Origin of the sequence: Coprococcus sp. AM100_B19A, from assembly GCF_027662015.1 — a bacterium.
Lineage (GTDB): Bacteria > Bacillota > Clostridia > Lachnospirales > Lachnospiraceae > Allocoprococcus > Allocoprococcus comes.
Window position 1 is genome coordinate 261,136 of sequence record NZ_JAQDKN010000003.1, and the last position, 21,819, is coordinate 282,954.

The window sequence follows — 21,819 nt, forward strand, 5'->3', positions numbered from 1 at the left end:
AGGCTAATTTATGAAATTATAATAATAAGAAAAGAGGAACGAAAAATGACGAAAGTTGATATTATTTCTGGTTTCCTGGGAGCAGGAAAGACAACATTCATCAAGAAACTGATCGAGGATGTATTTCCGGGAGAAAGACTGGTCCTGATCGAGAACGAATTTGGGGAGATAGGTATTGATGGCGGATTCTTAAAAGATGCCGGCGTTGAGATCACAGAGATGAACTCAGGATGTATCTGCTGTACACTGGTGGGGGATTTTAGCAAAGCACTTCAGAAAGTACTTGCAGATTATACACCGGATCGTGTCATCATCGAACCTTCAGGAGTTGGAAAGCTTTCTGATGTTGTAAAAGCAATCGAGGGTGTCAAAGATGAGGCAGATATTGAGATTGACGGAAGAATCACAGTTGTTGACGGTAAGAAAGCAAAGATCTATCTCAAGAACTTCGGAGAATTCTTCAATAACCAGGTAGAGCATGCATCTACGATCGTTATCAGCCGTACCCAGATGATGACAGATGAAAAGGTAGAAGAGTGCGTGCATATGCTGCGTGAGAAAAATGCAGAGGCAACCATTATTTCCACACCTTGGGAAGAACTTGGAAAAGATGCCGTTTTGCATGCCCTGCAGCATGGCGCTGAGATCGAAGGTATCTTGGAAGAACATGCACATGAGCATGACGACCACGAACATCACCATCATCATGATGACGAATGTGGCTGCGGTCATGATCATGATCACGACCATCATCACGATCACGAAGAGCATGAGCATCATCACGAACATGATGAGAACTGCACCTGCGGATGCCACGATCATGACCATGAACACCATCATGATCACGACCATGAAGAGCATGAGCATCATCATGAACATGATGAGAACTGCACCTGCGGATGCCATGACCATCACCACGGACACGAAGGACATCATCATGCAGATGAAGTATTTACGAGCTGGGGCAAGGAGACTGCTCATAAGTATACAGAAGAAGAACTGGATTACCTGCTGAAAGCATTATCTGAGACAGATGCTTACGGAACCGTACTTCGTTCCAAAGGAATTATCCAGATGGCAGACGGTTCCTGGAAGCAGTTTGATATGGTTCCGGAAGAATATGAAGTCCGTGAGGGACAGGCTGATTACACAGGACGTGTATGCGTGATCGGAACAGATCTCAAAGAAGAGGATCTGATTAAGTTATTCCATATCTAGGAGGAGCAAGCGGCGATGACAACACCGGTATATATCTGTACAGGATTTCTGGACAGTGGAAAAACAACATTTATCAAGGACACACTGATGAAGCAGGAATGGATCGAAGAAGGTCCGACATTGCTTTTGCAGTGTGAAGAGGGAGAGGAAGAGTACTCGGAAAAATATCTGGATGAGAACGGACTGTTCCTCTTCAATATAGAAGAAAGAGAAAAGTTAAATAAAACTTTCTTTGAAAACTGTGAGAAGATCTATCATCCGGTTCAGGTGATCATTGAGTACAATGGAACCTGGGATCTGCAGGAAATCCTGGATGAAGATTTTCCACGCAACTGGGAGATTCAGGGTGTGTACTCAACGGTTAGCGGTGAGACGCTGGACATGTACCTGAAGAATATGCGGAATATGCTGATGAACCAGCTTACAGAATCTGAGTTGATCATCATCAACCGTTGTGGGGAAAATACAGACCGAAGTGCGTTCAGACGTGCCCTTAAGATCCAGAACCCGCAGGCACAGCTGATCTTTGAAGGCGTGGATGGCAATATTATCCCGCAGACAGAAGAGGATCTGCCATATGATCTGAAAGCAGACCATATCTTCATTGATGATGTGGACTTTGGTACCTGGTATGTGGATGCATATGAGCATCCGGAGCGCTACGAGCACAAGAAGATCACCTTCCTTGCACAGCTTTTCCGTCCGAAGGGAATGCCGGCAAATATGCTGATTCCGGGAAGACAGATCATGACCTGCTGCGCAGATGATATCCGTTTCTATGGATATCCATGTAATCTTGGAAGGGCAGCGCAGATTACACAGAGAAGCTGGAAAAAAGTAACCGTCAAGTTCGAGTACGAAGCGTACCGTCCGATGGTTCCAAAGCAGCCGGTTCTTTATATGCTGGAGATGGAATCCGCAGAAAAACCGGAAGAAGAGGTAGTATATCTTGGATAAATTTCAAGTATTAAAGCAATTTTTTGGCTATGACGGATTCCGACCGGGACAGGAGAAACTGATCGATGCGATCCTGTCCGGTCGGGATGTACTCGGCATACTGCCAACGGGAGCCGGAAAGTCCATCTGTTTTCAGATTCCGGCGCTGATGATGGGAGGTATTACACTTGTGATATCTCCCCTTATTTCTCTTATGAAGGATCAGGTGGCATCCCTCAATCAGGCAGGGGTTCATGCAGCCTATCTGAACAGTTCCCTGACTATGGGGCAGTACCGGAAGGCACTTGCTTTTGCAAAAGAAGGAAGATATAAGATTATCTATGTGGCACCGGAGCGGCTGGAAACTGCAGAGTTTATGGATTTTGCTATGAGCGTGGATATTTCTATGATCGCAGTCGATGAAGCGCACTGTGTTTCCCAGTGGGGACAGGATTTCCGACCAAGTTATTTAAAGATCACAGAGTTTGTAGAGTATCTTCCAAAGCGGCCGGTTGTGAGTGCATTTACTGCAACAGCGACGAAAGAAGTAAGAGAGGATATGATCGATATCCTGATGCTGGAGGATCCGGAAGTAGTAATGACAGGTTACGACAGACCGAATCTGTTCCTTGCGGTACAGTTCCCAAAGAACAAATATGCCGCACTCAAAGCATTTATTGAGGAGCATCCGGATCAATGCGGGATTGTCTACTGCCTGACCAGAAAGCAGGTGGAGGAAAATTGCGCACTCCTGGAAATGGATGGGTTTTCCGTGACCAGGTATCATGCGGGACTGACAGACCGGGAGCGGCGTGATAATCAGGATGATTTCATTTATGACCGGAAGCAGATCATGGTGGCGACGAATGCATTCGGGATGGGAATTGATAAATCCAATGTCCGATTTGTCGTACATTACAATATGCCGAAGAATTTGGAGTCCTATTATCAGGAAGTGGGACGCTGCGCCCGAGACGGTGAGCCGGGGGAGTGCCTGCTTTTATATAGTGGACAGGATGTGATCACAAACCAGATGTTCATTGAGAACAACCGCGACAATCAGGAACTGGATGAACTGACGCGCCGGATCGTGATGGAGCGGGATCAGGAGCGCTTGAAAAAGATGACTTATTATTGTTTTACAAAGGAATGTCTGCGTGATTATATTCTGCGGTATTTTGGGGAATACGGAAGCAATTACTGTGGGAACTGTTCAAACTGTAAGACGCAGTTTGATACCGTGGATATGACGGCAGAGGCAAGGATACTTGCCATGTGTGTAAAAGAAAGTCATCAGCGTTATGGAATTAATGTGATTCTGGATACGGTGCATGGAGCAAATAATGCGAAGATCCGGCAGTATGGCATGGGTGTCAGTCCGGCTTACGGGGTACTTTCTAAGACGCCATCGTGGAAGCTCAGGCAGATATTCAACCAGCTTCTGGCAGAAGGATATCTGAAGACCACGCCGGATTCTTATATGATTGTGAAGCTGACTGAAAAGTCGGAAGCACTGATTGCAGGGCAGGAGACATTTACAATGAAGATGGCAAAAGAACCGGAGAAAGAGGCGAAGACAACACCGAAGAAAAAAGTGAAGAAAACGGCCGGACTGGTTCTGAATAAAGAGCAGGAAGAGTCTTTTGAAATCCTGCGCGTTCTGCGGGCAGAGATAGCAAGAGAAGAAAAAGTTCCGCCTTATATTGTATTTTCCGATAAGACTCTTGTGCAGATGTGTATCGAAAAACCGACAAATAAGAATGCTATGCTGAAAGTTTCCGGTGTGGGAGAGTTCAAGTTTGAAAAATATGGAGAGCGCTTTCTGGAGGTGATCCGGTCGTGGATATAGAATATCATCTGATCCGGTCAGATAGGCGCAGTATTGGAATCGAAGTTGACCGGGAAGGAAAGGTGACGGTCCGTGCACCCTATTCCTGTGAGAAAAAGCGGATTGACCGGTTCCTTCTGGAAAAAGAGAACTGGATCCGACAGAAGGTAAAGCTTCAGAAGGAAAATGCAATGAAGCGGCAGGAAAAGAGAGAGATGCCGGAAGCAGAAAAGAAATATTACCGGAATCTGGCAAGAGAAGTATTAGGTGCAAGGACCGGATACTATGCCCGGAAAATGGGTGTGACCTATGGACGTATTTCCATCCGGGAGCAGAAGACCAGGTGGGGAAGCTGCAGCAGCGTGGGGAATCTCAATTACAACTGGAAGCTGGTGCTGATGCCGCCGGGAGTTCTGGATTATGTTGTGGTGCATGAGCTGGCACATCGTAGAGAAATGAATCATTCCGCTGCATTCTGGAAGGTCGTGGCGACGTGGATGCCGGACTATAAAAAATATAGAAAATGGCTGAGAGATAACGGAAATCAATTTTAAATGGTAAAAATAATCAAGAATTCGTAGAAAACAATCAAGAATCTCTTGACGGAACTTGTATTTATTTTTATAATAACAAGGTATATGAAAAAAACAAGGACAAGGATCAGTAAAAGATTAGAGTCTGTACAGAGAACTGCCGGGCGGTGCAAGGCAGCAGATCAAATCTTTGAACTCGCCTTTGAGTTCTTCTGCTGAACGGTTTTCAGATAGGCAGAAGCGGGAATTCCCGTTATAGAATCACAAGTGCGCTGCACCGTAAGTTATGTTACCGGGATGCGGCGAAGAAGAGTGGTACCACGGAATTTAATCTTTCGTCTCTTTGAATTTATCAAAAGAGGCGAAAGATTTTTATTTAACAGGAAATCCTGATGGAATTTCCTGTTAAATAAAAGGTTAAGACACTTTTTTTCATACTGAAACAATACCAGGAGGAAAGAAAAATGGCAGTACCTTACAATCATAAGGCAATCGAAAAGAAATGGAAAGAAAAATGGGCTGAAAATCCGGTTAATCCGAAAGTGGATGAAAACGGCAACCCGAAAAAGAAATATTATTGTCTGGACATGTTCCCGTATCCGTCAGGAAACGGTCTTCATGTAGGACACTGGAGAGGCTATGTTATCTCCGATGTGTGGAGCCGTTACAAACTGCTTCAGGGATATTACATCATTCATCCGATGGGATGGGATGCATTCGGCCTTCCGGCTGAAAACTATGCGATCAAGATGGGAACCCATCCTGCAAAATCGACAGCAGCAAACATCGCGAATATCAAACGTCAGATCAATGAGATCTCAGCGCTTTATGACTGGGATATGGAAGTCAATACAACAGATCCTGATTTCTACAAATGGACACAGTGGATCTTTGTAAAGATGTTCAAAGAAGGACTTGCATACGAAAAAGAATTCCCGATCAACTGGTGCCCGTCTTGTAAGACAGGTCTTGCAAACGAAGAGGTTGTAGGCGGAAAATGCGAACGCTGCGGCGCTGAAGTTACAAAGAAGAACCTTCGTCAGTGGATGCTGCGTATCACAAAATATGCAGACCGTCTGTTAAATGACCTGGATAAGCTTGACTGGCCGGAAAAAGTTAAAAAGATGCAGACAGACTGGATCGGTAAATCTTACGGTGCAGAAGTAGATTTCCCGGTTGAAGGAAGAGAAGATAAGATCACTGTATACACAACAAGACCAGATACGCTTCATGGAGCAACCTTCATGGTACTTGCACCGGAACATAAGCTTGCAGCAGAGCTTGCAACACCGGAACACAAAGAAGAAGTAGAAAAATATATCTTCGATTCTTCTATGAAGTCTAATGTAGACCGTCTGCAGGACAAAGAAAAAACAGGTGTATTTACAGGAACTTACGCGATCAACCCTCTGAACGGAGCAAAGGTACCGATCTGGCTTTCTGATTATGTACTGGCTGATTATGGTACAGGAGCCATCATGTGTGTACCGGCTCATGACGACCGTGACTTTGAATTTGCAACCAAGTTCAACATCCCGATCATCCAGGTTATTGCAAAAGATGGTAAAGAAATCGAAAATATGACAGAAGCTTATACAGAGGCTTCCGGAACGATGATCAATTCCGGAGAATGGAATGGCATGGAAAGCTCTGTCCTTAAGAAAGAAGCTCCACATATCATCGAAGAAAGAGGAATCGGACGTGCAACTGTAAACTACAAGCTGCGTGACTGGGTATTCTCTCGTCAGAGATACTGGGGAGAACCAATTCCGATCGTACATTGTCCGGAATGTGGCGCTGTACCGGTACCGGAGGATCAGCTTCCGCTGAGACTGCCGGATGTAGAATCTTATGAACCGACAGGAACAGGAGAATCTCCACTTGCGGGAATCGATGAATGGGTAAATACAACCTGTCCTGTTTGTGGAAAGCCGGCAAAACGTGAGACAAATACCATGCCGCAGTGGGCTGGATCTTCATGGTATTTCCTGCGTTATGTAGATAATCACAACAACGAAGAACTTGTATCCAGAGAAAAAGCAGATGCAATGCTTCCGGTAGATATGTATATCGGTGGTGTAGAACATGCAGTACTTCACCTTCTGTATTCAAGATTCTATACTAAATTCCTTTGCGATATCGGTGTGATCGATTTTGATGAGCCGTTTATCAAACTGTTCAACCAGGGAATGATCACAGGTAAGAATGGTATCAAGATGAGTAAGTCAAAAGGAAATGTCGTGTCTCCGGATGATCTTGTAAGAGATTATGGATGCGATTCTTTAAGAATGTATGAACTCTTCGTAGGACCACCGGAACTGGATGCAGAGTGGGATGACAGAGGAATCGATGGTGTATACCGTTTCCTTAAGAAACTCTGGAACCTGCTTATGGACAGCAAGGATAAAGATATCAAACCAACCAAAGAGATGATCAAAGTACGTCATAAACTGGTTTATGATATCACAACCCGTCTGGAAAGCTTCAGCCTGAATACCGTTATTTCTGCATTCATGGAGCATACAAATACACTGGTTGCGATCGCTAAGAAGGAAGGCGGAGTAGACAGAGATACTCTGGATACCCTTGCTGTATTACTGGCACCATTTGCACCACATATGGCAGAAGAAATCTGGGAAGAACTTGGCAACAAAGAAAGCGTATTCCGTGCCGGATGGCCAAAATACGATACAGAAGCCATGAAAGATGATGAAATCGAAATTCCGGTGCAGATCAATGGAAAAACAAGAGCAGTCATCAAGATTTCCGCAGAGGCTACAAAAGAAGAAGCAATCGCTGCCGGAAAAGAAGCAATCGCAGATAAACTTACAGGAAATATCGTAAAAGAAATCTACGTTCCGAAGAAGATCATAAACATTGTTCAGAAATAATTGAGAAGAAATTTTCACAACAGAATAAAGTGCTTGGAAATATTGAAAAGTTTGCTTGAAATCAAGGTTTACAGACATTTTTCTTTAAAGAAAAGGTATTATAGAATACCGTAAAATATCGTAACAGATTTTTGAAATGGAGTAAATTTGGAGTAAAAGTTGAAAGAAAATGGAGTAAATATTTCAAATAAACAAGGATATGCATTTTTGCATATCCTTGTTTGCTATAATCCTTTTATAGAAATGTGACTTTGCTTGTCAATTATGTTAAAATCTATTCAGATAGTTATATGTTTATGTAGGGAGATAAATTGTAATGGAAAATACAGAAAAATATCGGGGTACTACTTCGGAATTAGATTCGGAGGCAATAAAGAAATTATATTACGAGTATCAGATGACAAATCAAGAAATAGCAGATATGACATGGAGTACAAAAGCAAATGTCAATAAAGTGTTAATTCATGGGATAAAGCATTATACATCTTGGTTTATGGAAATGTTATCAGAAGATGATGATAAAATTTTTAGAAAAATGTTAATGTACCACAAATTCAGTTATTGGAATGAGAAACAGCAAAGACGGTATCTTATTAAAAATAGTAGGGATGGAAAAATATGTTTAATATATTTTGATGAAAAATGTGTTAAATGTATGTTTGATGAATTTGTTCCAGAGGATTTAAAAACTCTTTCAATAGTTGAAAAAATGAATATATATAATGAAATGGACTATGAGGTGCTGAAATGTAGTGAACGGGATAGCATTTTGAAAAAGGAATGTATTTTACTAAATGGAGATTCTAAACAGCTTTTTAAAAAAGCGGCTCATAAAAGAAATATGAAAGGAAAAGAATATGCTCAATTTCTTGGATTTGAAAGTTGTTTAACAGAAAAGGATTCAATTAGAGATTCTAGAATAATCAAATTTTTTGAGGAACATATGGTTGATGGTGTTGTACAATTAAGTTCATCACCAGAAAATCAATGGATTCGAAATTATGCACATCGTTATGGAATGCATTTAGATGAATTTCTTGATTTTTATGGATATAAAAAATCAAGGCGTGCTGATGAGTATGTTTCTGAAAATAAGAATATAAAGTATAAGAAAGAGTTAAGTAAATACATTATAGAGCCACCCAATATCGTATATTTTTCTTCACAAGACAAAATTTATCAAACAATATATAATGTAGCAAAGTTGAATGAAATGTCAATAGATGAGTATATTTTGTCATTAGGGTATGTTCGTTCTAAAAAAAGTAATACGATAAAAGAACTAACAGAGGAAATTGATGAAATTATAGATTTGGAAGAGCAGGAAATCAGAAAAAAAGAAATATCAGAAAATAAGATAGAACGAAATCATAAGTTAATAGATAAACTAAAAAGAGCATATGATTATGAATGCCAATTATGTTCAAATGAGCAAAGAATGCCAATAGAAAAACAAGATGGAACAAAATACGTAGAAGTACATCATATAAAAAATCTGTCTGAAGAATATGATGAAGAAGGAACTTTGGATAGGCTTAATAATCTCATAGTTGTTTGTCCGAATCATCATAAGATGTTGCATTATCATAAAGGTGGTTATCGGAAGATTAAGATAGTAAATGAAGTTTTAGTTTTTGTAAATGATTCAGAAGAAGTTATTCCAATTATTACAAACAAACATTTAAAAAGTGATGAATAGTATGGAATGATAGAAGAACGGATTGTGCAAATGTAGTGAGGTCAAGGAACAAGGCGTAGCCGATGCCCGTCAATCGAACGAACTATGTTCGTGAGATTGTGCACTGCCGTAAATTTGCGACAAAGTAAATCATTCAAGTATAAGTCCGTTAATTTTCCGGTAATCCTTTACGGATTCCAAAAGTGGATGCAGGGAAAAAGGGAATACAGCTGATCAACCGGAATATGGTCAGAAATATTACATTTGATAACAAATAAAAATATGCTATACTGTTCTTGAACTTTGAGTAAGGAGGAACAAACAGATGGAAAATGTACACAGTATAGACGTAGAAGAGGATCAGTTTGCATACCGTTATGATACGCAGCTTTTGATTGACAGAAGAGATGAAGATCTGGATGAAGATGAGATTGCAGAATATATATCCGAACATTTTGAAGGAAACTGTCTGATCGCGGTAGGAGATGAAGATCTGATCAAAATTCATTTCCATACAAACGAGCCATGGAAGATTCTGGAATATTGTAATAGTATTGGCGAGATTTACGATATCGTAGTGGAAGATATGATCCGGCAGTCAGCTGGGCTAAAAGGATAGTATGTACCTGATATCACTTTATTTTGACGAAGGGACAAACAAGAAGATCCAGTTATATATGGAACAGATTGCGCAAAGAACGGGCAATATGGCGATGATTGACGGAAAGGTTCCGCCACATATTACCTTGTCGGCATTTGATATGGCAGAAGAAGAGAAAGCAATCGCCGGCTTTACGGCAATGGAACAGGAATTTGAAAAAGGACAGATTTTCTGGTGCTCGGTAGGGATGTTTCTGCCACATACAATTTATTTGTCACCGGTTTTAAATGCATATCTGCAAAAGCTGTCAGAGTCTGTTTTCTCAAAGATTAGATATCTGGAGGAGGTACGGATCCAGATCAGATACCAGCCGTTTTCCTGGTTCCCGCATACAACATTGGGAAAAAGACTGAATCAGGCGGAAATGCGGGAGGCATTTGTTGTGATGCAGAACCAGTTTGCACCGTTTACAGGTGAAGCGGTTGAGATTGGGCTTGCGAGGACGAATCCATACAGGAATTTATGTAAGATAAAGTTAAAATAGAAAGAAGATTTTCGAGGATCTGAATCGACACGTGAAAATCTTCTTTTTCGCTATCAGAGGAACTATCCGAGCACAGTTCTACTAAAACTTTCCCTCTGGAACCCTGGAAATGATCGTCCGGTTGATCCGTACCAGGAAGAAGGAGGATACCATAAGTGAAATGACCTCCGCAATCGGGAATGACCACCACACTACATGAAGACCGCCAAGCTTTGCAAGGATATATGCGGCAGGGATCAGTACAAATAACTGACGCATAATGGAGACGATCATACTGAAAAATGCTTTTCCAAGAGCCTGAAATACTGTTCCTGATACAATACAGAACCATGCGATCAGATAGTGGATTCCGATGATCCGCAGGGCAGGAACTCCGATGGTGAGCAGCTCGTTCGATGCATTGAACATACCCAAAAGTATCTGTGGGATTCCTTCAAAGCAGAGGAATCCGATGAAGGTGAGGCAGAAGGCAACCAGCATACTGAGCTTGATCGTCTTGAGCATACGTTTTCTCTGACCGGCACCATAATTGTAGGCAATGATCGGAGTAATCCCATTGTTGAGACCGAATACCGGCATGAAGAAGAAACTCTGTAGCTTAAAGTAAACGCCGAATACAGCAGTTGCGGTTGATGAAAACTCGATCAGGATGCGGTTCATGCAGTAAGTCATAACCGATCCGATGGACTGCATAATAATCGTTGGAATTCCAACTGCATAAATGGTGCCGATAATATGGAAATCGAGTCTGAATCCATGAAACTTCAGTTTCACATCATGATTGTACCGGTGGTTACAAAATCCGGCGACAAGTGCGGCAACGCATTGTCCGATCACGGTTGCAACAGCAGCTCCGGTCACACCCATTTTCGGAGCTCCGAGAAGTCCGAAGATCAGGATTGGATCAAGAATGATGTTAGTGATTGCCCCTGTCAGCTGGGAAGTCATACTGAAGATGGTTCTTCCGGTTGAAGTAAGAAGACGTTCAAAGAAGACCTGTGCAAGCAGCCCGAAAGAAAAAATCATGACGGTGCTTAAGTACTCAATTCCGAGTTTCATGATCTCCTGGTCAGCATTTCCAATCTGACTTGCGTAAAAAGGACGGACGATCGTAAAGCCAAGAATGAAAAATACGAGATAGCTGAAAAAATATAAAACGGCAGCGTTGCTTGCAGTTGCATTTGCTTTTTTGAAATTTTTCTCTCCAAGTGATTTGGAAAGGAGTGCATTCATGCCGACACCGGTTCCGGTTCCAACTGCAATAAGCAGTGTCTGGAGTGGAAAGGCAAGTGAAACGGCGGTCAGTGCATTTTCCGATAATTTAGCGACAAAAATACTGTCTACGATGTTGTACAAAGCCTGTACCAGCATAGAAATCATCATAGGCAGAGACATATTAAATAATAGTTTTCCGATGGGCATGGTACCCATTTTGTTTTCTGCAGGTGCAGATGTATTTTCCTGATTCATTTTCTCATTCCTTTCTGTTCTGATAAAAGAGTAAAAATATTGTAAAAACAGCCACTAAACACATATGATATAGGAAAATACGAAGATAATCAAGTGGAATAAGGGAGTATAAATTGACTTCTTTCGGACAGACGGGTATAATTCTTGTTATATGGAGAAATAGGAAAGGGATATACTAGAATGAGTAATACAAATCAGAAAATCGAAACTTTAAATAAACTGCGTACTACAGAGGCAATTTATGTACTGATGTCATCCTGTACAAGAATGCCATATGTGGTCTGCGATCCGGAGACATTTGATGATGAGATCCTTCTTTACTACACAGAAGCGGAAGCGAAAGAAGAGGCTATGAAACTTCAGAAGGAGGGAAATCCAATGCAGCTTGTCAAGGTGGATGAAAATTCCCGCCTGTCATTTTTTACCGGGCTGTTTCCGATGGGAGTCAACTGTATTCTGGTGGACAAAGGGTTGGACGGACAGATTACTGTGCAGCTTGACGAATTGATCACGAGACCGAAGGATGAAGAACTGCCAGAAGGAAAAATACGTGTAGAGAATCCGGAACTGGTGCTGACTGCAGCGTATTTTATGCAACAGATGAGAAAGCCGGATAAACCGGAGATGACGGATGAGTTAAAAGAACTGAACGAAGAAATGCTTGCCCATTATCAGGAGGGGCGTTATATTGTGACTGTTCAGGAGGACAAAGGAATTCCGATTCTGAAACAGAAAGATGGGAAAGTGTATCAGCCAATCTTTACGGATGTGCAGGAAGTTAAGAAATTCCAGAACCTGAACAAGGGTGTGACATTGAAAACCGCTGTTGTAGAAGGAAGTAAGATTCCGGAAATTCTTTCACCGGAAGCATTTGGCGTTGCAGTCAATCCGTTTGGGGTGAACCTGCAGTTGCAGATAAAGAGAAAACCAGCGAAAACGAAAGAAAACGAAAACAAAACACAAGAATAATCGAAAATAAAAAAGAAAAAATGAAAATTGCAAGAGGAATCCTGATCTGCGGAACAGGTATCGGGGTAAGCATTGCTGCCAACAAAGTTCCGGGAGCTTATGCAGCACTGGTTAACAATGTATATCAGGCTCAGAGAGCACAGCTCAGTAACAATGCCAACATTATCACACTTGGTGCACAGGTTACAGGAATTGAGCTCGCAAAATGCCTCGTAAAAGAGTACTTAAGCGTAACTTTCGATCCGGAATCCCGTTCTATGCCAAAGGTGGCAAGAATTACAGAATACGAAAAAGAAGGTAAATAATCTGAGTTATTCAGAAAGCGTAAAGAGCAGTCCATCAAGGGCTGCTTTTTGCTATAGAAAAACACGATAAGGATATACAATTATAGTATAAATGTATTTGAGATAGAAGGGAAAATGTGATAACATTAGATAGCAAAATTCAAAAAGGGGAAAAGGAAAAAGAGATGAAAAACAAGAAGCTATGGATATTTGGGGGAATCATCCTTTTGATTGTGATCCTGAATCATATTTTTGACTGGTCTTCTTACATAAGTACTGCAGAAAATCTTGAATTTATGAAGCGGATAGTGCAGAATAATCTTCCTCTGGCAATTCTATTGTATATGGTATTGACAGTTGTTGGGTGTGTGGTGCTTGCGCTTCCGGGAGTGACGTTTGCGATACTGGCAGGACTTCTCTTTGGACCAGTAATCGGTACGATTTGTTGTTCTCTGGCAACAACGATCGGGGCGGTTCTTGCATTTATTGCAGGACGTTTTTTCTTGAAAGACAGTATTGGACCAGTGGTTGCAAAAAACCGTATCTTGAAAAAATGGTTGTTTGACGATACTGGCTGTAATGAATTATTTGTTCTTATGATTACACGTCTGGTTCCGGTATTTCCATTTAATCTGCAGAATTTTGCGTATGGTATTACAGATATCCGTTTTAGTACGTATGCAATTGGTTCGTTGATATTTATGCTACCTGGTACAGCGATGTATACGGTTGGTACAGCAGGCCTTGCGGATAAGGAAAATAGGTTGCTTTATATTGGAATAGCAGTAGTGCTGGCAGTTGTAGTCACGATAATCGGGATAATCCTGAAAAAACGTTACCTGAAAGATGACCTGGAAGAAAATAAGGAATAAGGAGTAAAAAGTATGGAAAAAAAGAAAAATATTTGGGTGGGGAAAATAGTAGTGATCGTTTTGATTATTGTATCAATCGGAAGTTATTATGTATTTCCGTCCGTAAAACATGTGATGAATCAGGTATTTAAGATGTTTGCTAGTGGAGACTTTGCAGTGGTCAGAGACTTTGTAGCATCTTATGGGGCATATGCGGCATTGATTTCATTTTTGCTTATGATTTTTCAGTCGATTGCAGCGCCACTTCCGGCATTTCTGATTACATTTGCAAATGCGAATCTTTTTGGATGGTGGCAGGGAGCTATTCTGTCATGGAGCAGTGCGATGGCAGGAGCAGCGGTATGTTTTTTCATTGCAAGAATACTTGGACGTGATGTGGCAGAAAAGCTTACGAGTAAAGCTGGAATGCAGCAGATAGATACATTTTTTAAAAAATATGGAAAGAATACAGTTCTGATCTGTCGTTTGCTTCCGTTTATTTCGTTTGATATTGTAAGTTATGCAGCAGGACTTACTTCGATGTCGTTTATATCTTTTTTTGTGGCAACTGGTGTAGGACAGCTTCCGGCAACGATTGTATATTCTTATGTTGGAGGAATGCTGACAGGAGGAGCGAAGCTTCTGGTGACAGGACTGCTGATCCTGTTTGCTCTGTCGGCACTGATTTTTATGGGGAGAAAGATCTACATGGACAGACAGAATAAAAAAGCAAAATAAATGGTATAAAAAAGTCATTATCTATGGATTGGATAATGACTTTTTCTGTACAATCTTTAGAAAAAATTTACATAATCTTTCTTGAATCCGTTTTCTCTTGGGACTATAATAGACGTTACTAAGAAAATCGGGAGGATATTATGCTGTTTCAGAATACAGGACTGACCAGGGCGATGTATCAGTTTTTTCAGACACTCATTTACGTTGCCCCTGCCACACTATTTGCTGTTTCGTTGCATGAATTTGCACATGGATATGTGTCATATAAACTCGGGGATATGACACCAAAATATGACGGAAGACTGACCTTGAATCCATTTAAGCATCTGGATGTGTGGGGAACGTTATGTCTGCTTGTCTTTCATGTGGGATGGGCAAAGCCGGTAAGGATCAATACCAGGAATTATAAGAATAAAAAAAGAGATACGATTCTTGTGGCAGCAGCGGGAGTAGTCATGAATTTCCTGCTTGCGTTTGTCTGTATGATTCTGCACGGGCTTTTGTATAAGTACGGATCGAGTGGGTTGATTCTGAATTATCTTTATGTGCTTACTTATTATGGAGCAGTGCTGAATATTGGACTTGGTGTGTTCAATCTGATTCCGATTCCGCCTCTTGACGGATCGAATATTCTTGCTGAGATCTTTCCGAGGGTAGCAGAGTTTTACTGGAAGATCCGACCGTATAGTATGTGGATTCTGCTTCTGTTACTTGGAACAGGAATTCTGGATGTGCCGATCAGTCTGCTGAATTCTGCAGTAATCAATGGAATGTGGAGTTTTGTGAAAGCAATTCTGAGAGTTGGATTTGTGACGACCGGTGGAGGAACTGTGATTTAGGAAAAGATGAAAAACGGGAATTGTAGTAAATGAGAATGAAAAAATGCGTATAGAATAATGCAGGTAGTCGAGAGGATTACCTGCATTTTTCGTATACATTGTAAAATTGAAAAGAAATAAGGAAATATTACGAAAGATAATCAATAAAAATGTCTTTTGTAATAATATGTAAGGCATTTAGAATGGAACATCCATTTCATTTTCGGATGTATCGCTTTTGGATTCATCAGACGCATCAGGGGTAGAAGACTTTGGAAGTCCTCCGGATACGGCAGTCTTTGCACTGATTCCGTTGATCTCAACGCGGTCGTCAACGACAATGACCAGGCATTTCTGACCATCGATAATACGTGTTTCTACAAGATCTGCGCATTCTGGGTTTACCTGAATGGTGATGTCCGGAGTTTTGATCTCGAATTTTTTGAGGTTTGCAATATTGGAGGCAAGGAGTGTACTGTGCTCTCCGGCAGCGGAATCGTACTGCTCATCGAATGTTTCCAACTTTTCTTCTTCGACACCGCTTTTGGCAAGGAGGTATTTAACTTCTGCTTTGTCAAGGGCAAGTGGTTCCGGATTTTCAGAATTCTGTTCAATCATTTCATTCAAGTTTTCGTGGATATTTTTGACCGTATCGTAGTCGCAGTCATCTCCGAGCGTTTCTTCGATCAGTGTACGGAAAGTTTCTTTCTGATCTCCGGCGGTGAGTGGCGGAACACATCCAAGAAGCAGATCGGTCAGACCGTTTCCGAGATTCTCTGCATTTTTTGAATAATAAAGCAGATTGTGAATATCGGTGCTGCGGTCGTTAAAAGCAGGGAAGAGGAAACCGGCATCCGGCATCTCTACGATCCAGTCACGGATACGCTCATGGAAGCTGTTCTCTTCTGCATGATAACTGAGTCCTGGCTTGGAAAGCTTGACCGGACAGAAGGTACACATGATGTAATCATAGACTTCATCGGATGCATCGAACATTTCACTTCCGTCCGTTGATTTTCCCGGAATATCGTAGGCTGCATGGACCAGCAGGATCAGATAGTTCTCTGCATAATCATAGGAATCGATGACACGATTATAGAATTCTTCCAGAAGAGCGTCGTCAGTAAGCCGGCTGTTTCTTAATTTGAGAAGAAATTCCTGTGTACCACCTTCCGATTCGGTCTCCAGAGGAAATTCCATATTCAGAAGATTTTTTCCGATCGTACCGGACAAGGACTTTCTGAAAATGTCAAAATACTTGAACATTTCCTCTTCCGGAAGAGAAAGGAAAGCATCTTTCATCTCCGTTTTTTTCTCTTTTTCACCATCTACATAGCATCCGCAGATGCGGGTAATCGCACAGTTGGATGGGGTGAACTGTTTTTTGATTTCAGTAACTTCTTTTTTATTCATAGTAAGTAAATCCCCTTTTGGTAATTGTGATTTTGTAAAAGACTGATGCTTATGAATTATAACATATTTTGAGGAAGAGTGTGATTAGGAGAGAAAATTATTTGATTATTTTCAGAATAATGTATATACTAAGTATATACATTATATGGAGGTGAATTTTATGCAAACACAGGTAAAAGCATGGGGAAATAGTCAGGGAATCAGACTTCCAAAAGATATTTTACAAGAGGCCAATGTAGAAATAAATGATATGCTGGAAGTAAAAGTATCGGATGGTATGATTATGCTTGTTAAGACCTTCAGGCATCAAAAATTAGAAGAAAGAGCTGAAAAGTTTGGTGGTAAGTTAAATCTTGATGGAGAATATGAATGGGATAAGCCGGAAGGAAGAGAGGTGTGGTAGAAAATGGAGATACAGCAGGGGGCTGTTTTAAAAGTGGAAAAAATTAAGGATCCTGTATTTGTTGCAAGTAAAAATTTTTTTAATCAGTCGGGAGAAATAATTGGCTGTCCAATATTAGGAGAGAGTACAGAAAGCCCACTTCACATTTATGTTGAAATGGATGAAAATAAAGGTTATATCCAATGTGAACAAATGAAAATGTTAGACTTGAGAATCAGGGGGTATAAAATAATAGATCGTGTAAAAAGGGCAGATGTAATTAATGTAACAGACGCAATACAGAGTATATTCGACTATATATAAATGCAGGGAACCAATCCGGAACCCTGCATTCATAATATCTGCTATTAAGCCATCATTCCTGTGAGAATATCATTCACAAGCTTTCCGTCAGCTTTTCCTTTTACTTTCGGCATCAGTTCTTTCATGATACGTCCTTTATCCTTTGGTGTCGGAGCATCAATTCCAAGACCGGAAAGGACACCTGCGATCACTTCTTTGATCTCAGCTTCGTCCATCATCTTCGGAGCATACTGTTCAAGAACAGCGATACGTTTCTCACATTCTTCAATAATGTCTGTACGATCAGCAGGAGTCATCTCCAGAGTTTCTTTTGTCTGTTTGATCTCTTTTAAGATAACCTGAACTTCTTCTTCTTCGGTAAGATCGGCACGTTTGTCGATGGCTTTGTTCTTAAGGGCTGCAAGAAGAGCAGATAATGTCTCTTTTGTGTCCTTGTCTTTTGCTTTCATGGCTGCGACCATAGCGCTTCTTACTTCATCAATTTTACTCATTGTATATTCCTCCAAACTTGAGGCAAAATGCCTGTCTGCACTTTATTGTAGCAGATGGGGAAAGAATTTTCAATCTCTGGAAGAGGAAAACTTGGGTGGCTATTTTTCAAAAAGTGCGGTATACTGAGAGGAATAAATCAGGGATAGATGAGAGGTTAAGCGATAGGATGAGTGGCTGTACATTATGTCCGCGGATGTGTGAGGCGGACAGGGAGAATGGGAAGACAGGTTTTTGCGGAGAGACAGGGGAGATCCGGGCGGCGAGAGCGGCGCTTCATATGTGGGAGGAACCCTGTATTTCCGGAAAGGAAGGATCAGGGACGGTCTTTTTTACGGGATGTACTTTAAGATGTGTGTTCTGTCAGAACCATGAGATTGCGGGAAGCAAGGTTGGCAAAGTGATCTCAGAAGAGCGGCTGGCGGAGATCTTTCTGGAACTGCAGGGGAAAGGTGCGAATAATATCAATCTTGTGACGCCGACGCATTTTGTGCCGCAGATCATCCGGGCGCTTCAGAGTGCAAAGAAGCAGGGGATGTATTTGCCGGTTGTATATAATACGGGCGGTTACGAGAGAGTGGAAACCTTGAAAATGCTGGATGGTCTGGTGGATATTTACCTGCCGGATTTCAAATATTTAAATACAGATCATGCGAAAAAATATTCGATGGCGGAGGATTATCCGGAGGTTGCGAAGGCGGCTCTTGCTGAGATGGTAAGACAGACAAGGGAGCCGACATTTGATGAGTGCGGAATGATGAAACGTGGCGTGATCGTGCGTCATCTGCTTTTGCCGGGATGTCTTGCAGATGGAAAAAGAGTGGTGAAATATTTGCATGAGACTTATGGAAACCGGATTTATATGAGCCTGATGAGCCAGTATACGCCACTGGAGAGTCTGGATGCGGTAAAATATCCAGAGCTGAACCGGAAAGTGCCAGAGTATGCGTATGAGAAACTGGTGGACTATGCGATCTCGCTTGGTGTGATGCAGGCGTTTATACAGGAAGGGGATACGGCAAAGGAGAGCTTTATTCCACCGTTTACACTGGAAGGAGTATAGGAAAGGAGATTGATATGAAAAGACAGGTGACAATGGAAGAAATTTCAGATGGAAAATTATATACCAGCAATGATCTGGTAAAAGCAGACTGTGGCGATTGTGAGGGATGCCACGCCTGTTGTACGGGGATGGGAAGCTCGATTGTGCTGGATCCGTTGGATATTGTCCGGATTTGCAGGGGAACAGGAGCGGCTTTTGAGACTTTGCTTGCAGGAAAGATTGAACTGAATGTGGTAGACGGAATCATTTTGCCGAATCTGAAGATGGCAGGAGCGGAAGATGGCTGTGGTTTTCTGACTGAGGAAGGAAGATGTGGGATTCATCCATTTCGTCCGGGAATCTGTCGGCTTTTCCCGCTTGGAAGATATTATGAGGAAAATGGTTTCTGCTATTTTCTTCAGGTACATGAATGTCAGAAAGAGAACCGGGCGAAAGTAAAGGTCAAAAAATGGCTTGATACACCGGATCTGAAAAAGTATGAAACGTATATTGCCAGATGGCATGGATTACTGATTCAGTTACAGGAATTCATTGCAGCACACCCGGAGAGCGCAAAAGCGGTCAGCATGGATGTACTGCAGAGATTTTACCTTACTCCGTATCGGACGGAAGAATTTTACAGTGAATTTTTCCAGAGAATGGACGAAGCAAAAAAGGCATATTGTTAAATACAATTGAAATAATCGGCAGCCAGGGAGTATTGAGTTGTCAGAAATTTTGGAAAGGTGCCACGGAAACCGGAACCTTGCGGCAAAAGAGCTGGGGATCAGTACGACGACGCTCTGGCGGAGGATGAAGAAATATGGCGTGGAAGCAAAGTATGATGAATAGCTGATGAGAAATAAAGAATAAAAAAAGATAGGACAGACTTTTTAATACCCGTTGTGAGGGTGAAGGAAAGGCTGTCCTGTTTTTTGACGAAAATCTGTAAGTAAACTTATCTGTCAAGAATATTTTCTTATATAGGCAAACCTGTACACGGATATGGAAGATGTGTGCACAGGAATCCGTGTCTGGAATTTAAAAATATCACAACTGCAAGGCAAGATATAAAAGCACCGCATCCTTGAAAACACGCGGATTCAGCCCGCATTTCTGATAAATATGATTCAGCTTGTACTGCACTGTGTTTTTGTGAAGAAACAGTTTCTGGCTGGTTCCGAGAAGAGACATATTTGCTTCAAAGTAAGTCTGAAGCAGATTTCTTTCTTCATCAGAAAGTACAGAGATCGTTTTTTGCAGATAAGCATTTTTTTCCTGCTCCGAGATGGAAGAGAGCAGAATTTCCAGTGTCATATCATCGAAAAAAGCAATCTCGTTTTCCGAACTCCGGCAGTATTTCAGCGCAGTGAGTGCAGATTGGTAAGAAAGAGACAGCTGGAAAAGCTGACATTTCTTTCCGACTGCAATGGAGAGCAAAGCTTCACAGTCTGCGGTAAAATCAGCCAGTATCTGATAGAGAGCGGCTTTGCCGGAGTTTTCCAGCACGGCAAGATATTCATTTGGATAATAAAAGGTATAAAGAGTAATACCAAGCGTGCCGAAAAGTCCGATGATCTTCTGTTCAAGGGAAGAAGAGTTGTTGTGTCCATCCGGTGATGACTGGATGATCAGAAGCCGTTTCTTTGTCCCTGGATTTACCTGAAGATCTGAAAGGCAGGTGTCCAGATAATCCGGATCAGCAATCTCATTCCGGATCAGGGCATCGATAACAAAGTGTTTTTTATCTTCCAGAGAGCGGCTCAGTCGGTTCAGCTCTTTTTCACGGATCAGCAGATGGGTAATCCGGTCGGCAAGATGGACGTACTGGCGGACCTGGTCCGGTTCTCCGGTAATTCCGATCACTGCAAGAAAACTGCCGTGATAATAGAGTGGCATATTGATCCCTTTTTGTGTTCCGGGAAAATCATCATCTGAAAAAACTTCGATTGTCTGTTCTGTCTGGGCGGCTTTGTGACCGATGGCATGAAACGTACCAATCCGGTCGGCGTTGGTACTCGCAAAAATCATTCCCTGCTTATCGATAAAATTGATATCCTGTCCGCAGGTGTCTTTGATCGTGTTTACTACCTGAAAGGCAAGTGATTTGTCTAACTTCATTTTAAACATCCTCCGATTCTGGAAAAGAAGTTGCGGGAATGATGCAGATGCTTATCCAGCATTTAACAGGATAAAGAGAACGGTATCATTACCACTTATTTAAGAATTGTAGCATTATTTGGAGAGAGGAACAAGGTGGAAAGGTACAAGAGGAAGATTGCATAAAAGAAGAACTGGAAAATGTATATGATTCACAAAAATGCAATATATGAATGAAAGATTTCAAAATAAGAAATAAAACAATTGCTGAAAAAGTATAGATTGACAGAAAAATATCATGTTGAAATGAAAATGAAATGATTTTGAAAACTTCATTACTATATATGAAAAATTGTAAAGAATACATAAAAAAAGTACATAGGTATTGATGAAAGCGTCAATAGAATTTATGTCTTTTTTTTCGTACAATAGCATTGTCAGATAAATGACAGCGCGCTGACATAATGAACGAGTAGAGGAAAGATTAGTAAAGAGGTAACCAAATATGAGCGAATCAACTAGAATGATGCTGGGACTGGCAATCGGTAAAAAGAAAGAAGAATGGGCGCTTGCAATTACAGACTGGAAAGTGCCCCTTTATGGATAATATGTAGGCAATTTGCGTTATGGAAGTTGCCTGCATATTTGTCATGTGCGCCTAGCGGCGCACGTTTCTAACGGGTTAAAGTCCCGAATCCACCCGGTAGTGG

The 21,819-nt window shown here is 41.5% G+C and carries 22 protein-coding genes and 1 other annotated feature; of the genes, 18 read left to right on the plus strand and 4 right to left on the minus strand.

Features of this window, described 5'->3' with window-relative positions; all coding sequences use genetic code 11:
- The first annotated feature begins 45 nt into the window (after window positions 1-45).
- From PGQ33_RS04835 to PGQ33_RS04870, 8 genes are all read left to right on the plus strand, one after another.
- Window positions 46-1,218, plus strand: a complete 1,173-nt coding sequence (locus PGQ33_RS04835; RefSeq protein ID WP_117555839.1) for a CobW family GTP-binding protein — start codon at window positions 46-48, stop codon at window positions 1,216-1,218.
- Window positions 1,219-1,233: 15 nt separating this feature from the next.
- Window positions 1,234-2,175: a TIGR03943 family putative permease subunit gene (locus PGQ33_RS04840; RefSeq protein ID WP_008369798.1), complete on the plus strand. Its 942-nt coding sequence runs from the start codon at window positions 1,234-1,236 to the stop codon at window positions 2,173-2,175.
- Window positions 2,168-4,003: a DNA helicase RecQ gene (gene recQ, locus PGQ33_RS04845; protein ID WP_195250826.1), complete on the plus strand. Its 1,836-nt coding sequence runs from the start codon at window positions 2,168-2,170 to the stop codon at window positions 4,001-4,003. Before PGQ33_RS04840 ends, recQ begins: the two co-directional genes overlap by 8 nt.
- The gene (locus tag PGQ33_RS04850) at window positions 3,994-4,536 is read left to right on the plus strand and encodes a M48 family metallopeptidase (RefSeq protein WP_008369795.1); all 543 of its coding nucleotides are present in this window, start codon (window positions 3,994-3,996) and stop codon (window positions 4,534-4,536) included. Before recQ ends, PGQ33_RS04850 begins: the two co-directional genes overlap by 10 nt.
- An 87-nt stretch (window positions 4,537-4,623) precedes the next feature.
- Window positions 4,624-4,861 (plus strand) — a binding site (T-box leader).
- A gap of 118 nt (window positions 4,862-4,979) precedes the next feature.
- Window positions 4,980-7,406 carry a leucine--tRNA ligase gene (gene leuS / locus PGQ33_RS04855; protein WP_117834351.1) on the plus strand — a complete coding sequence of 809 codons (2,427 nt, stop codon included), beginning with the start codon at window positions 4,980-4,982 and terminating at the stop codon, window positions 7,404-7,406.
- A 316-nt stretch (window positions 7,407-7,722) separates the two neighbouring features.
- Window positions 7,723-9,105 carry an HNH endonuclease gene (locus tag PGQ33_RS04860; protein WP_270205364.1) on the plus strand — a complete coding sequence of 461 codons (1,383 nt, stop codon included), beginning with the start codon at window positions 7,723-7,725 and terminating at the stop codon, window positions 9,103-9,105.
- A 304-nt stretch (window positions 9,106-9,409) separates the two neighbouring features.
- Complete coding sequence (locus PGQ33_RS04865; RefSeq protein WP_055249520.1) at window positions 9,410-9,703, plus strand: hypothetical protein; 294 nt, start codon at window positions 9,410-9,412, stop codon at window positions 9,701-9,703.
- A gap of 1 nt (window position 9,704) precedes the next feature.
- Window positions 9,705-10,229: a 2'-5' RNA ligase family protein gene (locus PGQ33_RS04870; RefSeq protein WP_270205365.1), complete on the plus strand. Its 525-nt coding sequence runs from the start codon at window positions 9,705-9,707 to the stop codon at window positions 10,227-10,229.
- A gap of 81 nt (window positions 10,230-10,310) precedes the next feature.
- Here PGQ33_RS04870 and PGQ33_RS04875 read toward each other — a convergent pair whose 3' ends face one another.
- The gene (locus PGQ33_RS04875; protein WP_270205366.1) at window positions 10,311-11,699 is read right to left on the minus strand and encodes an MATE family efflux transporter; all 1,389 of its coding nucleotides are present in this window, start codon (window positions 11,697-11,699) and stop codon (window positions 10,311-10,313) included.
- Between the two features lie 180 nt (window positions 11,700-11,879).
- Here PGQ33_RS04875 and PGQ33_RS04880 point away from each other — a divergent pair, with 180 nt between their 5' ends.
- The 5 genes from PGQ33_RS04880 to PGQ33_RS04900 all read left to right on the plus strand — a co-directional run bounded on the left by PGQ33_RS04880 (window position 11,880) and on the right by PGQ33_RS04900 (window position 15,380).
- A complete protein-coding gene (locus PGQ33_RS04880) occupies window positions 11,880-12,668 on the plus strand; it encodes an SseB family protein (protein ID WP_055261386.1) in 789 nt (262 codons plus the stop codon).
- Window positions 12,669-12,688: 20 nt separating this feature from the next.
- Window positions 12,689-12,973 carry an RpiB/LacA/LacB family sugar-phosphate isomerase gene (locus tag PGQ33_RS04885; protein ID WP_082421164.1) on the plus strand — a complete coding sequence of 95 codons (285 nt, stop codon included), beginning with the start codon at window positions 12,689-12,691 and terminating at the stop codon, window positions 12,971-12,973.
- 164 nt (window positions 12,974-13,137) lie between these two features.
- Complete coding sequence (locus PGQ33_RS04890; RefSeq protein ID WP_117555980.1) at window positions 13,138-13,824, plus strand: TVP38/TMEM64 family protein; 687 nt, start codon at window positions 13,138-13,140, stop codon at window positions 13,822-13,824.
- 12 nt (window positions 13,825-13,836) lie between these two features.
- The gene (locus PGQ33_RS04895) at window positions 13,837-14,541 is read left to right on the plus strand and encodes a TVP38/TMEM64 family protein (RefSeq protein ID WP_117834345.1); all 705 of its coding nucleotides are present in this window, start codon (window positions 13,837-13,839) and stop codon (window positions 14,539-14,541) included.
- A gap of 140 nt (window positions 14,542-14,681) precedes the next feature.
- The gene (locus tag PGQ33_RS04900) at window positions 14,682-15,380 is read left to right on the plus strand and encodes a site-2 protease family protein (RefSeq protein WP_227119682.1); all 699 of its coding nucleotides are present in this window, start codon (window positions 14,682-14,684) and stop codon (window positions 15,378-15,380) included.
- 177 nt (window positions 15,381-15,557) lie between these two features.
- Here the strand turns inward: PGQ33_RS04900 and PGQ33_RS04905 are convergent, their stop codons facing one another.
- Window positions 15,558-16,772: a DUF4317 domain-containing protein gene (locus PGQ33_RS04905; RefSeq protein ID WP_270205367.1), complete on the minus strand. Its 1,215-nt coding sequence runs from the start codon at window positions 16,770-16,772 to the stop codon at window positions 15,558-15,560.
- Between the two features lie 160 nt (window positions 16,773-16,932).
- Between PGQ33_RS04905 and PGQ33_RS04910 the strand changes: the two genes are divergently transcribed.
- Entirely contained in the window at window positions 16,933-17,175 is a 243-nt protein-coding gene (locus tag PGQ33_RS04910) for an AbrB/MazE/SpoVT family DNA-binding domain-containing protein (RefSeq protein ID WP_044998617.1), read from the plus strand.
- Between the two features lie 3 nt (window positions 17,176-17,178).
- Window positions 17,179-17,478 (plus strand): type II toxin-antitoxin system PemK/MazF family toxin, encoded by a 300-nt coding sequence (locus PGQ33_RS04915; protein WP_270205368.1) that lies wholly within the window; start codon window positions 17,179-17,181, stop codon window positions 17,476-17,478.
- A gap of 44 nt (window positions 17,479-17,522) precedes the next feature.
- Here the strand turns inward: PGQ33_RS04915 and PGQ33_RS04920 are convergent, their stop codons facing one another.
- Complete coding sequence (locus tag PGQ33_RS04920; RefSeq protein ID WP_008369771.1) at window positions 17,523-17,969, minus strand: GatB/YqeY domain-containing protein; 447 nt, start codon at window positions 17,967-17,969, stop codon at window positions 17,523-17,525.
- A gap of 167 nt (window positions 17,970-18,136) precedes the next feature.
- Between PGQ33_RS04920 and PGQ33_RS04925 the strand changes: the two genes are divergently transcribed.
- Genes PGQ33_RS04925 through PGQ33_RS04935 form a run of 3 tightly spaced genes read left to right on the plus strand, consistent with a single transcriptional unit; the run spans window position 18,137 to window position 19,861 of the window.
- Window positions 18,137-19,030 carry a radical SAM protein gene (locus tag PGQ33_RS04925; RefSeq protein ID WP_270205369.1) on the plus strand — a complete coding sequence of 298 codons (894 nt, stop codon included), beginning with the start codon at window positions 18,137-18,139 and terminating at the stop codon, window positions 19,028-19,030.
- Between the two features lie 14 nt (window positions 19,031-19,044).
- The gene (locus tag PGQ33_RS04930; protein ID WP_270205370.1) at window positions 19,045-19,698 is read left to right on the plus strand and encodes a YkgJ family cysteine cluster protein; all 654 of its coding nucleotides are present in this window, start codon (window positions 19,045-19,047) and stop codon (window positions 19,696-19,698) included.
- 37 nt (window positions 19,699-19,735) lie between these two features.
- On the plus strand, window positions 19,736-19,861 hold the full coding sequence (locus tag PGQ33_RS04935) for a helix-turn-helix domain-containing protein (RefSeq protein ID WP_207730779.1): 126 nt from the start codon (window positions 19,736-19,738) through the stop codon (window positions 19,859-19,861).
- Window positions 19,862-20,059: 198 nt separating this feature from the next.
- Here the strand turns inward: PGQ33_RS04935 and PGQ33_RS04940 are convergent, their stop codons facing one another.
- Window positions 20,060-21,130, minus strand: coding sequence for a CdaR family transcriptional regulator (locus PGQ33_RS04940; protein WP_330663233.1), 1,071 nt, complete (start codon window positions 21,128-21,130; stop codon window positions 20,060-20,062).
- Window positions 21,131-21,819 lie beyond the last annotated feature (689 nt).

Excerpts from the sequence above, each read along its gene's own strand:
- PGQ33_RS04835 (WP_117555839.1), top strand. The coding sequence starts at position 46 with ATGACGAAAGTTGATATTATTTCTGGTTTCCTGGGAGCAGGAAAGACA.
- PGQ33_RS04840 (WP_008369798.1), top strand. The coding sequence starts at position 1,234 with ATGACAACACCGGTATATATCTGTACAGGATTTCTGGACAGTGGAAAA.
- leuS (WP_117834351.1), top strand. The coding sequence starts at position 4,980 with ATGGCAGTACCTTACAATCATAAGGCAATCGAAAAGAAATGGAAAGAA.
- PGQ33_RS04860 (WP_270205364.1), top strand. The coding sequence starts at position 7,723 with ATGGAAAATACAGAAAAATATCGGGGTACTACTTCGGAATTAGATTCG.
- PGQ33_RS04865 (WP_055249520.1), top strand. The coding sequence starts at position 9,410 with ATGGAAAATGTACACAGTATAGACGTAGAAGAGGATCAGTTTGCATAC.
- PGQ33_RS04870 (WP_270205365.1), top strand. The coding sequence starts at position 9,705 with ATGTACCTGATATCACTTTATTTTGACGAAGGGACAAACAAGAAGATC.
- PGQ33_RS04875 (WP_270205366.1), bottom strand. The coding sequence starts at position 11,699 with ATGAATCAGGAAAATACATCTGCACCTGCAGAAAACAAAATGGGTACC.
- PGQ33_RS04880 (WP_055261386.1), top strand. The coding sequence starts at position 11,880 with ATGAGTAATACAAATCAGAAAATCGAAACTTTAAATAAACTGCGTACT.
- PGQ33_RS04885 (WP_082421164.1), top strand. The coding sequence starts at position 12,689 with ATGAAAATTGCAAGAGGAATCCTGATCTGCGGAACAGGTATCGGGGTA.
- PGQ33_RS04890 (WP_117555980.1), top strand. The coding sequence starts at position 13,138 with ATGAAAAACAAGAAGCTATGGATATTTGGGGGAATCATCCTTTTGATT.
- PGQ33_RS04895 (WP_117834345.1), top strand. The coding sequence starts at position 13,837 with ATGGAAAAAAAGAAAAATATTTGGGTGGGGAAAATAGTAGTGATCGTT.
- PGQ33_RS04900 (WP_227119682.1), top strand. The coding sequence starts at position 14,682 with ATGCTGTTTCAGAATACAGGACTGACCAGGGCGATGTATCAGTTTTTT.
- PGQ33_RS04905 (WP_270205367.1), bottom strand. The coding sequence starts at position 16,772 with ATGAATAAAAAAGAAGTTACTGAAATCAAAAAACAGTTCACCCCATCC.
- PGQ33_RS04910 (WP_044998617.1), top strand. The coding sequence starts at position 16,933 with ATGCAAACACAGGTAAAAGCATGGGGAAATAGTCAGGGAATCAGACTT.
- PGQ33_RS04915 (WP_270205368.1), top strand. The coding sequence starts at position 17,179 with ATGGAGATACAGCAGGGGGCTGTTTTAAAAGTGGAAAAAATTAAGGAT.
- PGQ33_RS04920 (WP_008369771.1), bottom strand. The coding sequence starts at position 17,969 with ATGAGTAAAATTGATGAAGTAAGAAGCGCTATGGTCGCAGCCATGAAA.
- PGQ33_RS04925 (WP_270205369.1), top strand. The coding sequence starts at position 18,137 with ATGAGTGGCTGTACATTATGTCCGCGGATGTGTGAGGCGGACAGGGAG.
- PGQ33_RS04930 (WP_270205370.1), top strand. The coding sequence starts at position 19,045 with ATGAAAAGACAGGTGACAATGGAAGAAATTTCAGATGGAAAATTATAT.
- PGQ33_RS04940 (WP_330663233.1), bottom strand. The coding sequence starts at position 21,130 with ATGAAGTTAGACAAATCACTTGCCTTTCAGGTAGTAAACACGATCAAA.